The organism is Nocardia sp. NPDC057353 (genome assembly GCF_042667085.1).
Classification (GTDB): domain Bacteria; phylum Actinomycetota; class Actinomycetes; order Mycobacteriales; family Mycobacteriaceae; genus Nocardia.
The window spans coordinates 18,769-31,876 of sequence record NZ_JBHVAK010000048.1 but is presented as its reverse complement, the minus strand read 5'-3'; the positions used below and the strand labels follow the sequence as shown (position 1 = coordinate 31,876).

General features: G+C 74.3%; 13 protein-coding genes. 6 read left to right on the top strand and 7 right to left on the bottom strand.

The window, feature by feature from the left end; genetic code table 11:
* Nucleotides 1-36 precede the first annotated feature (36 nt).
* Nucleotides 37-1,020, top strand: a complete 984-nt coding sequence (locus tag ACFUUZ_RS23020; protein WP_378699429.1) for a MaoC family dehydratase N-terminal domain-containing protein — start codon at nucleotides 37-39, stop codon at nucleotides 1,018-1,020.
* Between the two features lie 73 nt (nucleotides 1,021-1,093).
* Here ACFUUZ_RS23020 and ACFUUZ_RS23015 read toward each other — a convergent pair whose 3' ends face one another.
* The 3 genes from ACFUUZ_RS23015 to ACFUUZ_RS23005 all read right to left on the bottom strand — a co-directional run bounded on the left by ACFUUZ_RS23015 (nucleotide 1,094) and on the right by ACFUUZ_RS23005 (nucleotide 4,111).
* On the bottom strand, nucleotides 1,094-2,200 hold the full coding sequence (locus tag ACFUUZ_RS23015; protein ID WP_378699427.1) for an alpha/beta hydrolase: 1,107 nt from the start codon (nucleotides 2,198-2,200) through the stop codon (nucleotides 1,094-1,096).
* Nucleotides 2,197-3,090: an acyl-ACP desaturase gene (locus ACFUUZ_RS23010; protein WP_378699425.1), complete on the bottom strand. Its 894-nt coding sequence runs from the start codon at nucleotides 3,088-3,090 to the stop codon at nucleotides 2,197-2,199. Before ACFUUZ_RS23010 ends, ACFUUZ_RS23015 begins: the two co-directional genes overlap by 4 nt.
* Nucleotides 3,091-3,151: 61 nt before the next feature.
* Entirely contained in the window at nucleotides 3,152-4,111 is a 960-nt protein-coding gene (locus ACFUUZ_RS23005) for a transcriptional regulator (RefSeq protein WP_378699423.1), read from the bottom strand.
* 546 nt (nucleotides 4,112-4,657) lie between these two features.
* Between ACFUUZ_RS23005 and ACFUUZ_RS23000 the strand changes: the two genes are divergently transcribed.
* Nucleotides 4,658-6,208, top strand: coding sequence for an acyl-CoA carboxylase subunit beta (locus tag ACFUUZ_RS23000; RefSeq protein WP_378699422.1), 1,551 nt, complete (start codon nucleotides 4,658-4,660; stop codon nucleotides 6,206-6,208).
* A 5-nt stretch (nucleotides 6,209-6,213) separates the two neighbouring features.
* Here the strand turns inward: ACFUUZ_RS23000 and ACFUUZ_RS22995 are convergent, their stop codons facing one another.
* Nucleotides 6,214-6,789: a hypothetical protein gene (locus ACFUUZ_RS22995; RefSeq protein WP_378699420.1), complete on the bottom strand. Its 576-nt coding sequence runs from the start codon at nucleotides 6,787-6,789 to the stop codon at nucleotides 6,214-6,216.
* Nucleotides 6,786-7,436, bottom strand: coding sequence for a TetR/AcrR family transcriptional regulator (locus ACFUUZ_RS22990; RefSeq protein ID WP_378699418.1), 651 nt, complete (start codon nucleotides 7,434-7,436; stop codon nucleotides 6,786-6,788). The genes ACFUUZ_RS22995 and ACFUUZ_RS22990 overlap by 4 nt, the downstream gene beginning before the upstream one ends.
* A gap of 322 nt (nucleotides 7,437-7,758) precedes the next feature.
* On the opposite strand from ACFUUZ_RS22990, the gene ACFUUZ_RS22985 reads away from it, so the two are divergent.
* Nucleotides 7,759-9,858: an AMP-binding protein gene (locus ACFUUZ_RS22985; RefSeq protein WP_378699416.1), complete on the top strand. Its 2,100-nt coding sequence runs from the start codon at nucleotides 7,759-7,761 to the stop codon at nucleotides 9,856-9,858.
* Nucleotides 9,859-9,862: 4 nt separating this feature from the next.
* Here the strand turns inward: ACFUUZ_RS22985 and ACFUUZ_RS22980 are convergent, their stop codons facing one another.
* Nucleotides 9,863-10,141: a hypothetical protein gene (locus tag ACFUUZ_RS22980; RefSeq protein WP_378699414.1), complete on the bottom strand. Its 279-nt coding sequence runs from the start codon at nucleotides 10,139-10,141 to the stop codon at nucleotides 9,863-9,865.
* A 62-nt stretch (nucleotides 10,142-10,203) separates the two neighbouring features.
* Nucleotides 10,204-11,004: a DUF4253 domain-containing protein gene (locus tag ACFUUZ_RS22975; RefSeq protein ID WP_378699412.1), complete on the bottom strand. Its 801-nt coding sequence runs from the start codon at nucleotides 11,002-11,004 to the stop codon at nucleotides 10,204-10,206.
* 131 nt (nucleotides 11,005-11,135) lie between these two features.
* Between ACFUUZ_RS22975 and ACFUUZ_RS22970 the strand changes: the two genes are divergently transcribed.
* From ACFUUZ_RS22970 to ACFUUZ_RS22960, 3 genes are all read left to right on the top strand, one after another.
* Nucleotides 11,136-11,447: a hypothetical protein gene (locus ACFUUZ_RS22970; RefSeq protein WP_378699410.1), complete on the top strand. Its 312-nt coding sequence runs from the start codon at nucleotides 11,136-11,138 to the stop codon at nucleotides 11,445-11,447.
* 69 nt (nucleotides 11,448-11,516) lie between these two features.
* The gene (locus tag ACFUUZ_RS22965; protein ID WP_378699408.1) at nucleotides 11,517-12,179 is read left to right on the top strand and encodes a class II aldolase/adducin family protein; all 663 of its coding nucleotides are present in this window, start codon (nucleotides 11,517-11,519) and stop codon (nucleotides 12,177-12,179) included.
* Nucleotides 12,172-13,107, top strand: a complete 936-nt coding sequence (locus ACFUUZ_RS22960) for a carbohydrate kinase family protein (protein WP_378699406.1) — start codon at nucleotides 12,172-12,174, stop codon at nucleotides 13,105-13,107. The genes ACFUUZ_RS22965 and ACFUUZ_RS22960 overlap by 8 nt, the downstream gene beginning before the upstream one ends.
* Nucleotide 13,108 lies beyond the last annotated feature (1 nt).

The following is a 13,108-nucleotide window of genomic DNA, read 5'->3' as shown; positions in this document are numbered from 1 at the left end:
CGGTCCGCGAACGGGGGAACGGCGACAGGAGTTCGAATGCGCAGCACCGCAGCCGGGCAGGCGACCGCGCCCGCGCACCGCCTCGACGGGCACCGGTACCGGGCCACGGCCAGGGTGGAGGTCACCGCGGGGGCGGTGCGGGAATTCGCCCGCGCGGTCCGGGACTTCCATCCGGCGCACTCCAGCGCGGCGGCCGCCGCCGCACTCGGGTACCCGGCGCTCATCGCCCCGCCCACCTGGAGTTCGATCGTGCTGGGGCGGGTGCAGCGGGAGATCCTGGAGATCGTCGGCTCCGGTTCGGGAAGCGCCAGGATTCTGCACGCCGACCAGGTGATCGATATCGGGCGCCCGCTCGTCGCCGGTGATCTGCTCGGGTGCGACATCTACTTCGAGTCGTTCCGGCAGTTCGCCGACTACGACGTCATGGCGATCCGCAGCGCGCTGACCGCCGCCGACGGGGCCGTGGTGCAGACCGGCTCCGCCGCGCTGCTGGCCCGCACCGGCGAGCGGGAGTCGGTGCTCGGCGCGGTCGCGCGCCGGATCACCGAGCGCGGCTACGCCCCCGTGGACGGCCCCGTCCCGGAGGCGCCGCTGCCCGCGCGCACCGACCGCACCCCGCGCCCCGCCGTGCGCTTCGAGGACCTGGCACCGGGCGCCGAGCTCCCGCCCGGCTCGCTGCTGCTCGCGCACGAGGACCTGGCCCGCTTCGCCGCCGCCACCGGCGAACCGGCCCGCCCCGAGGCGGGCGGCGTCGCGCCGGGCATGCTGCAGCTCGGCCTGGCCTCCGGGTACGTGAGCAACTGGCTCGGCGACCCCGGCGCCGTCACCCGCCTGCGCGCCCAGTTCGGCAGCTTCACCCACTCCCTGCGCATCCCCGCCGCGGGTGCGATCGCGGTGACCCTGCGCGGTCGCGTCGCCCGCCTCGACCCGCAGACCCGCCGCGCCACCCTCGCCCTCGACCTGCGCTCCGCCGGCCGCCCCCTCTTCGGCTACGCCGCCGCCGAAGTCCGGTTTCCCTGACCGCCGCACGGCGTCGAGACCGTCGCGTCGCCTGGCGGCGGTTCGATCGCCGTCGGGTGCGTGCGTCGAGCCCCTAGGAGGGCCCTACCTCGAGGGCGGGGGCCAGCGCGGCCCAGGTGCGCGGCAGCTGGGCCGCGAAATCGGGCCAGGTGTGCATGCCGTCCGGCGCGTACTCCACGGTGGCCGGGATGCCGAGCTGCGCCAACCGCCCGGCGAAGAGCTCGGTGCAGGCCCGCGACCCCGCCTCCAGCGCGGCCCCGCCCCCCGCCTCGGCCAGCGCCGCGGGCACCGACGGCGCCTGGGCGATCGCCACCAGGTCGGCGGGGGTCGGCAGCCCGGGCGAGGCCGACAGGTACACGGCGGTCCCGCGCAGCGACTCCGCCCCGAGCACGCTGTCGTGCTCCGCCCACTGCGGTGAGCCCGGCGGCCCCCACAGGTTCTGCACGTCACCCCCGCGGGAGGCGACGGTGATGGTGGTGACCGCGCGCCCGAGCGGGTCGGCGGTCGAGTAGCACCCGCTCATCCCGGCCACCGCCCGGTACAGCCCCGGGTGCCGCTGGGCCAGCATGATGGCGGCCTGCGCCCCCATCGAGACCCCGGCGACCGCGCGCCGCCCGTCCGAGCGCAGCAGCGACTCCACGATCGGCGGCAGCTCCTCGGTCAGGAAGGTCTCCCACCGGTTCAGCCCGAGCGCGGCGTCGGTGCGCTCCCAGTCGCTGTACATACTGCCGGTGCCGCCGCCGGGCACCACGACGTCGACCGGCTGGTCCGCGAAGAACTCCGCCGCCCTCCCCTTGGTGAGCCAGGCCGAGGTGGCGTCGCCGTCCACCCCGTCGAGCAGGTAGAGCACCGGCCGCGGCCCCGAGCCGGAGCCGTGCAGCACGTCGACCGAGATGATCCGCCGCATCCCCGCCGAGGCGATGCGCAGCGTCTCCCGCCCTTCCGCCCGCGGAATCCGCTCGACCAGCCCCGACCTGGTCATGGCCGGGTCGATCGGCGGCGGGGTGGCCGGCGTCGGCGCCGGATCGGCCGGGCCCGGCGCGGGCGGGGCGGGCACCGGCGGCGGCAGCGGGGCGCCCGACGGCGACGCCACCACCCCGGTCCCGGAGGCGACGGCGAGCGCGAGCGCCGCCGCCGCGGCGACCCCGAGCGGGAGGCGGCGGCGCAGGTTCCGGCTCATCCGGCGGCCGCCAGTGGTAGCGCGCCCGAGCGCTCGGCCTGCCCGGCGAGGAATTCGCGGAGCTCGGCGCGCGCCCGCTCCCCCTCCGCGCCGAACTCCAGCTCCGACACCCGCCACATCCGCAGCGTGGGAAGCAGGACTTCGGTCAGGTGCACGGAGGAGTCATACCCGCCGTAGGCGGCGAAAATCGCCGCCTCGCGGTCGAATCCGGGAAGCGCGGCGTGCGGCGGCCGGAACCCGACGACCACGTCGGCCACCGCGCGCATCGCGGCGTCAGGGGCTACGGCCAGCGCGGCGGCGGTGAGGTCGCGGAAGGCGATGAGGTGCAGGTTCTCGTCGGCGGCCACCCGGCGCAGCATGCGCTCGGTGGCGGGCTGGGCGCTGCGCGCGCCGAGGCGGCGGTAGGCGGTGCGGACGGCGGCGTGCGCGATGGTCGCGTAGACCAGCGCGGGCAACGGTCCGGCGTCCACCTCCGGCCAGCGCACCCCGGCGGCGGCGCGGGCCGACCTGGCCGCTTCGAACTCGGCCGGGTCGACGGCGCCGGTGCCGACCAGGTACTCGCGGAGCACGATCGCGTGCCTGCCCTGCTCGGCCGTCCAGCGCCCGATCCAGGCGCCCCACGCGCCATCGCGGCCGAAGGCGGTGCACAGTGCGCGGTGCCAGGCGGGCAGGTCGTGCTCGAGCAGCGCGAGCGATATCAGCATGCGCCGGGTACCCGGATCGGATTCCGGAGGCGGGGCGAGGAGCCGAATTCCGGCGCGGTCGGCGATATTCCGGCCGCGCGGGCGGTGCTCGTCGGGATCCCATTCCCGTGCCTTGCGCAGATGGTCGCGGAGCGCTCGGCCGACCGCCGGTTCGAGATCACGGGTGATTGACCGGTCGGTCGGCATTGCGGAAACTCCTCACCGGGCCGGAAACGCCGGGCCCACCTGCCACGATAGGCAACAGCGCTCAGGCGGAGCGACCGATTCGAGCGGCATTGGGCGGAGTGACGACTCCCCTGCGCGCCTGCTGGGGCGCGTCACAAGCGCGGCCGTCGGCGATATCCGGAATGGAATAGAGCCCGGGGCCGCGCCCCGACTCGCGGATATCGTCGAGCATGTCGTGCGCGCGCGCCGCCAATTCCGGAATGCGTCCGGTGGCGCCCGCGGTGACGGCGGCGGTGAGCGGCACCTCGGCGGCCTCGCTGAGCACCGCGAGGGTCTCGGTGCGCATGGTCGCGGCGGTCAGCGCCGCGTCGGCGTCCAGCGGAACGAGCACGGTGCCGCCGTCGGTGCCGAGCAGCGAGAGCGCCCTGGAGCCGAAGGGGTTGGCCAGCGCCGACTGCACCCGGCGCAGCTTGCGCCGTGCCACCGAGGCGGCGCCGAAACCACGCTCCTCGTCCGGGTGCGGGGGGATGGCCAGCGCGACCACCTGGTACGACTCGGCCACCGGGATTCCGCTCTGCCGCGCCATCCGGTGCACCCCGTGCCCGCCGAGCAGCGCGGCGACCATGGTCTGCGCCGCGGTCTGGTGCTCGCGCGCCACCGCCCGGTGCTCGTCGGCGTAGGCGGCGGAGGCGAGCACGGTGACCCGCTCCAGCGCGCGCAGCAGCAGCTCGGCGCCGTCGACCACCGGCCGCGCGGCCTGCCCCGATTCCTCGGCCAGCAGCTCCAGCCCGGCCCGGACGCCGTCGTGGCAGGCCTCGAGCACCGCCTCCAGCGCGACGCCCTCGCGCGCCCAGCGGGCCGCGGAGCCGCTCGGGTCCACCGCCGCGGCGGTGCTGCGCGGGCGCAGCGACCCGGCCGCCTCGGCGATCAGGGTGCGGGCGGCGTCGGCGACGTCACCACCGGGCAGCCCGTGCCCGCGGTGCAGATGTTCGACGAGTTTCGCTTCCAGGCCCGCCGCGCCCGTTCCGTGTGTGCCCACCATGACTGCCGAAGGCTAGCGAGCCCGCGCCGGATTGCACCCGGTCCCGAACCGTCTTGCGGGAAAGTCATCAGCCCGTCACCGGCCCCTTGGGGGGAATCACAAGAAGATCACGGCCGCCGCCGGGAAAGGGGTCGAGGATACGCGGCGGAGCGGCCGATTTCCATCGCTACCAGCGGATCTCGCACTCGACCGCACACAGGGGAGAATTTCTTCGGAACGGCCCGCATTCGCCGCATTGTTGCGGGAGCGGCAGGGAGCGCGAAGGGGAGACGCAGCGCCGACCGCGCATTCCCGGCGCTGCGTCGCGCCAACGATAAACCCGGCGCCCCGCGGCTCCGCCACCCCGACGCAATTCTGGAGACCTTCATGAGCTGAAACGCCGCAGGGCAGGGATCCGACACAATCGGTGACGACGACGGTGCTGTGAACCGTCCCTGAGATCACCCCGGCCCGGGCGCCACCGGCCCGGCACCGCTAGCATCGGCCCTTCGCCCGCCGACGGGCAGGGGCGACGCCGAGAGTTCGAAGAAGGTAGACGAGTAGACGATGAGCGGTACCCGAGAGAAGCTGGAACAGCTGCAGGCCGTCCTGGAGCTGGCCGAGGAACCGGCGGGGGAAGCCGGGATCGCCAAGCGCAAGGCCAAGGAGATCCCGAGCGCCCGCGAGCGGGTCCGGATGCTGCTCGACCCGGGCACCTTCGTCGAGATCGGCGCGCTCGCGCGCCAGCCCTACACCGACAACGCCATGTACGGCGACGGCGTGGTCACCGGCCGCGGCTACATCGACGGCCGCCCGGTCGTGGTGGTGGCGCACGACCAGACGGTGTTCGGCGGCTCGGTCGGCGAGATGTTCGGCCGCAAGGTCGCCGCCGCGCTCGACTTCGCGCTGCAGAACGGTTGCCCGGTGGTGGCGATCAACGACTCCGGCGGCGCCAGGATCCAGGACGCCGTCACCTCGCTGGCCTGGTACGCGCGGATGAGCAGGCGGCAGGAGGAGCTCTCCGGCTTCGTGCCGCAGGTCTCGATCATGCTCGGCAAGTGCGCGGCAGGCTCGGTGTACGGCCCGGTGAACACCGACATCCTGGTGGCCACCGAGAACTCGTACATGTTCGTCACCGGCCCCGAGGTCATCAAGGCGGTCACCGGTGAGGAGGTGACCATGGAGGAGCTCGGCGGCGCCCGCGTGCAGGCCGACAACGGCACCATCCACCACGTCGCCACCACCGAGCGCGCGGCCTTCGACTGGGCCCGCAAGTACCTCAGCTACATGCCGACCAACTGCCTGGAGACCCCGCCGCTGGTCAACCCCGGGCTGGAGCCGGAGCTCACCGACTCCGACCGCGAGCTGGACGCGATCATCCCGGACTCCGACCGCGCGGGCTACGACATGCACGACGTCATCCTGCGCTGCTTCGACGACGGCGACTTCCACGAGATCGCCGAGGACAGCGCGCGCAACCTGATCGTCGGCTTCGCCCGGGTGGACGGCCGCGCGATCGGCGTCGTCGCGAACCAGCCGATGCAGCTCGGCGGCGCCATCGACGCCGCGGCCTCGGACAAGGCCACGCACTTCATCCGGCTCTGCGACGCCTTCAGCCTGCCGCTGGTCTTCCTGGTCGACAACCCGGGCGTGCTGCCCGGCGTCGAAGAGGAGCGCAACGGCGTCATCAAGCGCGGCGGCCGGTTCTTCCGGGCGGTGATCGAGGCGACGGTCCCGATCGTCACCGTCGTCATCCGCAAGGCCTACGGCGGCGGCTACGCGGTGATGGGCTGCAAGCAGCTCGGCGCCGACATCAGCCTGGCCTGGCCGACCGCGCGGATCGCGGTCATGGGCGCGGAGAGCGCGGTCGGCATCGTCGGCAAGCGGCAGCTCATGAAGGTGCCCGAGGAGCAGCGCGCCGCGGTCCGCGACTTCATGATCGACCAGTACAACACCACCACCGCCACCCCGTGGATCGCCGCCGAGCGCGGCTACATCGACGCGGTGATCGAGCCGTCCGCCACCCGGCTGGAGATCCGGCGCGCGCTGCGGCTGCTGCGCGAGAAGGAGCTCACGAAGCGGCACAACCCGCGCAAGCACTCGCTCTTCCCGGTGTAGTCCGGTCAGGCGCCCGCCCAGGGCGCGCAGGCCCATTCGCGGTCCCAGGCGCGCGAGCGCCTGCGGTCGAGGACGGCGCGCGCGGCCAGGTAGCCACCACCGCACACGAGCAGCGCGGCGAGCAGCGCGCCGCCTGCGAGCAGGGTCGCGCGCCCGAGCGGCCGGGCGGGCGGCGGCGGCTCGACCGGCTCGCCCGCGGCGTTCAGCCACACGGTCACCTCGCCACCGGGCGTCAGCATCCCGGTGGCGCGGTGCACCGAGGTGCGCTCGGCGCCGTCGAGTCCGGTGAAGCGCACGGTCGCGCTGGAGACCGGGGCGTACAGCGGGGCGTGCTCGGCGGTGAGCACGGTGGCGGGCACCGGACGCAGCTTCGCCTGCTCGGCCGCGACCGCGCCGACCTCCGCCCGGTACGTCGGGAGCGCGACCAGCAGTGCGGTCAGCGGCAGCGCGGCGAGGAAGGCCAGCAGCAGCAGCGCCGCGAGCGCGGTCTGCAGCCGGTCCTCGCGGCGGCGCATGGGGTTGCGGTCCAGCCCCGCGCGCCTGCAGGTGCGGCGCAGCGGGCCTGCCTGCCCGATGGTCATAGCGGGGACTCCTCCGGGATCGCGGCGGCGACGAGCAGCAGGTGCGCGTCGAAGAACTCGCCGACCAGCCGCGGTAGCGCGTCCGGGTCGGCGCCGAGCGCCCAGGTCTGGAAGGCGGCGAGCAGCACGCCGGACCCGGCCGCGACCGCCGCGGCGGGGCGCCGGTCGACGGCGGGGTCGACACCGAGCCGCGCGGCCAGGATGTCGACCGCCTCGCGCTGCCCGGCCAGCCGGATGCGCTGGTAGCCGGTGAAGAGCCTGGGCTCGCTGTCGAAGCGGCGGAAGACCACCCAGCGCCTGGTCCAGAGCGGGACGTCGCCGCCGTCGCCCTCCGCCGCGGCCAGCCAGTCCTGCACCGCGTTGCGGTAGGCGAGCAGCGGCGGCTCGGCGGCCGGGCGACCGCGCAGCGCGGCGTTGAAGACGTCGACATCGCGGTCGATGTCGCCGAGCACCGCGTCCTCGATGGAGGCGAAGTGCCTGCTGAAGGTGCGCCGCGTGACCCCGGCCCGCCCGGCGATGTCCTCGACCGCGACCCCGGCCAGCCCGCGCTCGACCAGCAGGTCGAAGGCGGCGCGCGAGAGCGCGGTCCGGCTGCGCCTGGTGCGCTGCCTGCGGCCGTCGAGGTCGACATCGTCGTCGCCACCCATGGCCGCAGTGTAGCGCGCTATTGTCCCACGGAGACATAACTTCGCCGAACCGGCTCGGCAGTGCCGTTTCACAACGAAACACCGGCCCCCACGGTATATTTCACGAATTTTGCGAAATGGGCGCGGTGTTCCACTGGGCAAATTATGCGCCGATTTCTCCGTCCGAGACAGTGAAACGGCGTTCCCGGCCCGGACTTTCACTCTCTCCGCCAGCCTGACCAGGGAAGACGCTGCGGCACTTGACCAGGTGTGTGCCCACGGTTACAAATAAAATTCCCGCCGACCCGAGCTGTTCGAACCGGCCGACGAGAAGTGCAAGCGCTTGGTTACCGACGTTATCGACGTGGTCGCGGAGTTCCCGGTCGACCGCAAGGCAGTATCGGATCTCCTGCAGATTCCGGATACCTACCCGCGACTGTTCCCGGGCATCGGCGCGTGCGACCCGCTGGAGTCGGTCGAGGGCGATCCGGTGATCCGCTTCCGGGTCGGCACCCCCGCGACCGAGATCCGCACCCACGTGGTGCGGATGACCGCCGCGCGCGGCGGCGACGGCATCGAGCTGCACTGCCCCGCGCAGGGCAGCTTCACCTCCATCCGGCTCCAGGGCGACCAGCGCAGGACCCGGGTCACGGTCACCTTCTTCGCGCCCGCGCGCATGCACCCCGGCCTGGCCGACCTGCCCAACTCCGCGGTGGTGGACTGGGCCGTGCGCGGCCTGCGGCGCCTGGCCGACCTGGTGCTCGGCACCCCGACCTCGGTGGTGGTCAACGGCGAGGACTCGCCGCTGCGCAGGCGCGCCGACATCGCCAGGCAGGTGGTGGCGGGCGGCGTGCTGCGCACCTACCGCCCCGACTCCGCGGTCCGGCAGCTGCGCAGGCTCTCCGAGTACGGCTTCAACCTGGCGGGCGGCTACGCCTCCGGCGCGATCCGGGTGCCGCACCGCCCCGCCGTCGTCGACGCGTGGGGCTCGCGCACCTTCGCCGAGATGCACGAGCGCACCGAGCTGCTCGCCGCCGCCATGGCCGAGGCCGGGCTCGGCGCCGGTGACGCCGTCGGCATCCTGGCCCGCAACCACGGCGCCATGGTCGAGACCATGGTCGCCGCGGGCAAGCTCGGGGTGGACGCGGTGCTGCTGAACACCGGGCTGCCCGCGCGGCGGATCGAGGAGATCGTGCAGCGCGACCGGCTGGAGGCGCTCTTCGTCGACGCCGAGTACGACCACCTGGTGCAGTACCTGCACACCGATTTGCCGCGGTTCCGCACCGAGAACCTGCCCGGCGACGACTGGAACGTCACCACCGAGGACCTGATCGGCGACGGACACCGGGAGTACCGCAAACCGGTGCAGCCGGGCAGGTTGGTGGTGCTCACCTCGGGCACCTCCGGCACCCCCAAGGGCGCCCGCCGCCCGCACCCCAAGGGGTTCGCCACGGTCGCCGCGCTCATGTCGAGGATCCCGCTGCGCAGCGACGAGAACATGCTCATCCCCGCCCCGCTCTTCCACACCTGGGGGCTGGCCGCGCTGCAGCTGAGCACCGCGATCCGGGCCACCGTCGTGCTGCCGGAGCGCTTCGACGCCGAGGAGTGTCTGCGGCTGGTGCACGAGCATCGGATCACCACGCTGATCGTGGTGCCGATCATGGTGAACCGGATCCTCGACCTGCCCGCGGGCGTACGCGCCCGCTACGACACCTCCAGCCTGCGCATCGTGGCGAGCTGCGGCGCCCCGCTGGCAGGCGCCACCGTGCTCGACTTCATGGACACCTACGGCGACATCCTCTACAACGTCTACGGCTCCACCGAGGTGTCATGGGCGACCATCGCCGACCCGGACGACCTGCGCACCTCCCCCACCACCGCGGGCCGCCCCCCGCTCGGCACCAGGCTCGGGGTGCTCGGCCCGGACCGCAAGCCGCTGCCGGTCGGCCGGACCGGGCGGGTCTACGTCGGCAACCACATGCTCTTCGACGGCTACGTGAACTCGGCCCCGCCGGACGAGGCGGACGGCATGCTCGACACCGGCGACCTCGGCTACCTGGACGCCACCGGCAGGCTGTTCATCGCGGGCCGGGACGACGAGATGATCATCTCCGGCGGCGAGAACGTCTTCCCGCGCCCGGTCGAGGAGGCGCTGGCACACCTGCCGCAGGTGAGCGAGGTGGCGGTGGTCGGCGTCCCGGACCGGGAGTACGGCCAGCGGCTCGCGGCCTTCGTGGTGAAGCGGGAGGGCGCCGGGTTGGACTCGGACATGGTGCGCAACTACGTGCGGCACCGGCTGAGCCGCTTCTCCGTCCCGCGCGACGTCACCTTCCTGAGCGCGCTGCCGCGCGGCGAGACCGGCAAGATCCTCAAGCGCATGCTGGTCGGGGCCGGGGGTGACCCGCCGCTCCCTCCCCCGGCCCTGGGGACGGTGGCGCCCTGATCGATCAGGGCAGCTGAGCCCGCCCGACCCGCAGGTCGGGCCCCGGCATCCCGGACCCGGGGCACAACACCAGCGAATCACCGGGAGCCGCGGTCACCGCACCCCTGCGGGGCGGCGCCTCCGCCCCGGCGAGCACCGGCAGCCCGTGCCACGGGCGGTCGCACCAGCCGTGCGGGCAGCGCGGGAAACGGTCGCCGGTCAGCGGTTCCGGCGCGAGCCGGGCCAGCGCCTCCAGAAAAGTCCCCGACCTGACCATGGTCATCACCCCGTCTTCGCCGGTCACCGCCGTGCACCCGATCGGTTGTCATTCTGCGGGGTCGGCAACCGATCCGCAACCATTTCCGGTCAGTCCCACCACAGCCGCCAGACCGGGCGCAGCAGCCGCTCGGCGACCCCGTCCAGGGAACCGTAGTCCTGGTGCACCGCGTCCGGGCAGTAGGCGAAGGCCTCGTACGCGGCGGCCAGCGCGGTCTCCCGGTCCGGCAGCGGGGCCAGGTGCCGCAGCCACACCGTGTCGAAGCCGAGGGTGAGCAGCTCGGCCCGGTACAGGTGGTGCCAGCGGCGCAGCACCGCTGCGTGCTCGGCGCCGTCGAGCCCGGCATTGCAGGCCCCCTGCCAGCCCAGCCGGGCGGGCACCAGCCAGGGCGCGGCCACCGGAACCAGGGCGACGCGGTCGAATTCGTCGCCGATGATCGCCCAGGTGTCGGCCCAGTCGAAGCCCGCGTAGCGGTCCGGGTCGTCGGCGTCGCCCAGGTCGACCTCGGCGCGCACCGGGTCGCCGTACTCGCGGTCGGTCACGCGCGCGGTGAGCACCGCGGCGCCGTCCAGCGGGCCGGGGACGGTCTCCGGTTCGTGCGGGTGGTGCAGCGTCGCCTCCTCGACGAGCACCGGCCAGAAGCCGGTCCGCTCGAACCGGTCGCGGAGGGTGCGCCACCGGTCGCAGGCCGGGTAGCCGGGCTCGACCGGCGCCAGCCACACGCTGCCGCCGTCGATCTCGGTGCCGGGGAGCGGGGTGAGACCGGCCGCGGCGAGTTCGGGGTCGGCGGTGAGCAGTTCGCGCAGTGCGGCGTCGCGGCCGGGCGCGACGGCCTGTTCCGGGACCGGCGGGTCGGGGGTGAACCGCGGCGCGGTGGTGTCGATGGTCATGGGGCCTCCCGTCCGATGTTCCGGTGACCGTAGCGGGCGGGGGCGACAGCCGGAATCGCCGACGGCGGGGTGGGATCCGGGAGGTACGCTCGATCCGACCGCGCGGGTGCGCGGAACCGGGGAGGGTGCACATGCTGTTCGGCCTGGCTCTGATCGTCTTCCTGCTCGGCATCACGCTGGGCGCGACGGTCCATCCGGTGGCGGGCATCGTGCTCGTCGCGGTGGCCGTCCTGCTCCTGCTGATCGGGGTCGTCCGCGGTCGGCGGCCGTCGTCCGGCCGCGGGTCCGGCCGCAGGTCCGGCCGCGACGGCGCCTGGGCCGCGGGCGGCTTCCTCGGCGGTGACGGCGCGGGCCACGACGGCGGCTCCGGCGGGTCGAGCTGCGGGGGCGGCTCGAGCTGCGGCGGCGGGGGCGGCGGTTGTGGCGGCGGCGGGGGTAGCTGAGCCACCGCGGCACGCGGAAGCGGTCCGCGCGGTAGGTTCCGAGGGGAACTCACCGACGAGGAGCCGCGCATGCCCGACCCCGATCTGCGCGAGCGGGTCGCCGCCACCGCCCGCCGCCTCGCCGCGGCGGGGCTGCTGATCGGCACCGCGGGCAATGTCTCGGCCCGCGCGGGCGACCGGATCGCGGTCACCGGCACCGGCGTCGTGCTCGGCGAGTGCACCGCCGAGACCGTCACCGAGGTCTCCCCGGACGGCGAGATCCGCGCCGGGCGGCTGCGCCCGACCTCCGAACTCGACCTGCACCTCGGCATCTACCGGGACACCGGGGCGGGCGCCGTCGTGCACACGCACGCCCCGGACTCCACCGCGGTCGCCTGCCTGGCCGGGCTGACCGCGCTGCCCGTCCTGCACTACCAGCAGCTGCTGCTCGGCGGCGACATCCCGATCGCGCCGTTCGCCCCCTTCGGCACGCCGGAGCTGGCCGCGCACGTGCGCGCCGCGCTGGTGGGCAAGCAGGCGGCGCTGCTCGCCAACCACGGCGCCGTCGCGCTCGGCGACACCCTGGACAAGGCGCTGGAGAACGCGCTGCTGCTGGAGTGGGCGGCGGCGCTGTTCGCGAAGACCACCGCCATGGGCAGCCCGCGCGTGCTCACCGCGGACGAGCAGGCCGCCGTGGTCGAGCAGGCGATCCGCCTGCGCTACGGCACGATCCAGGAGAACCCGCATGGCTGAGCTGACCATCGCCACCGTCGGCATCCACGTGCTCGACGTGCACGTCGTCGGCATCGAATCGATCCCGACGGGGTCGGACGGCGCGCTGGTGGAGTCGATCGGCTTCTCCCCCGCGGGCACCGCGGGCGGCACCGCGGTGGTGCTGTCCCGGCTCGGCGCGCGGGTGCGCACGCACGGCGCGATCGGCGCCGACCCGCTCGGGCAGACCCTCACCGCGCTGCTCGCGGGCTACGGCGTCGACACCCGCGGGCTGATCACCGCGGCCTCGGCCCAGACCTCCGGCTCGGTCATCCCGGTGCGGCCCAACGGCGACCGCCCCGCCTGGCACTGCGTCGGCGCCAATGCCGCCTTCACCCTCGCCGACCTCGCCCCCGACGCGCTGGACGGCATCGACCACCTGCACATCGGCGGCCCCGAGTTCCTCGGCGGCGAGGCGGCCGGAAAGTTGCTCGCCGCGGCCAGGGAACGCGGGATCGGCACCTCGATCGACATCCTCGCCCCCGGCGACCCCGGGCTGCTGCAGTGGATCGCGGGCGCGCTGCCGCACACCGACTTCCTGCTCCCCAACGACGAGCAGGTACGCGGCTTCACCGGCACCGACGACCTCGAGGCCGGGGCTCGCGCGCTGCTCGGGCACGGCGTCGGCGGTGTCGCGCTGACCCGCGGCGCGGCGGGGGCGCTGGTCGTCACGCCGGAGCACACGGTGGCGGTGCCCGCCTTCGCGGTCGACGTCGTCGACACCACCGGCTGCGGGGACGCCTTCTCCGCCGGGTTCGTCACCGGTTGGCTGAAGTACCGGGATCTCGGTCGGGCGGCGCGGCTCGGGTGCGCGGTGGCGGCGCAGGTGGCGCAGGGTGTCGGCACCGGCGCCGGGGACTACGACCTCGCCCGGGTGGGGGAGTTCGCCGCCGCGGCGCCGACCCGGTAGG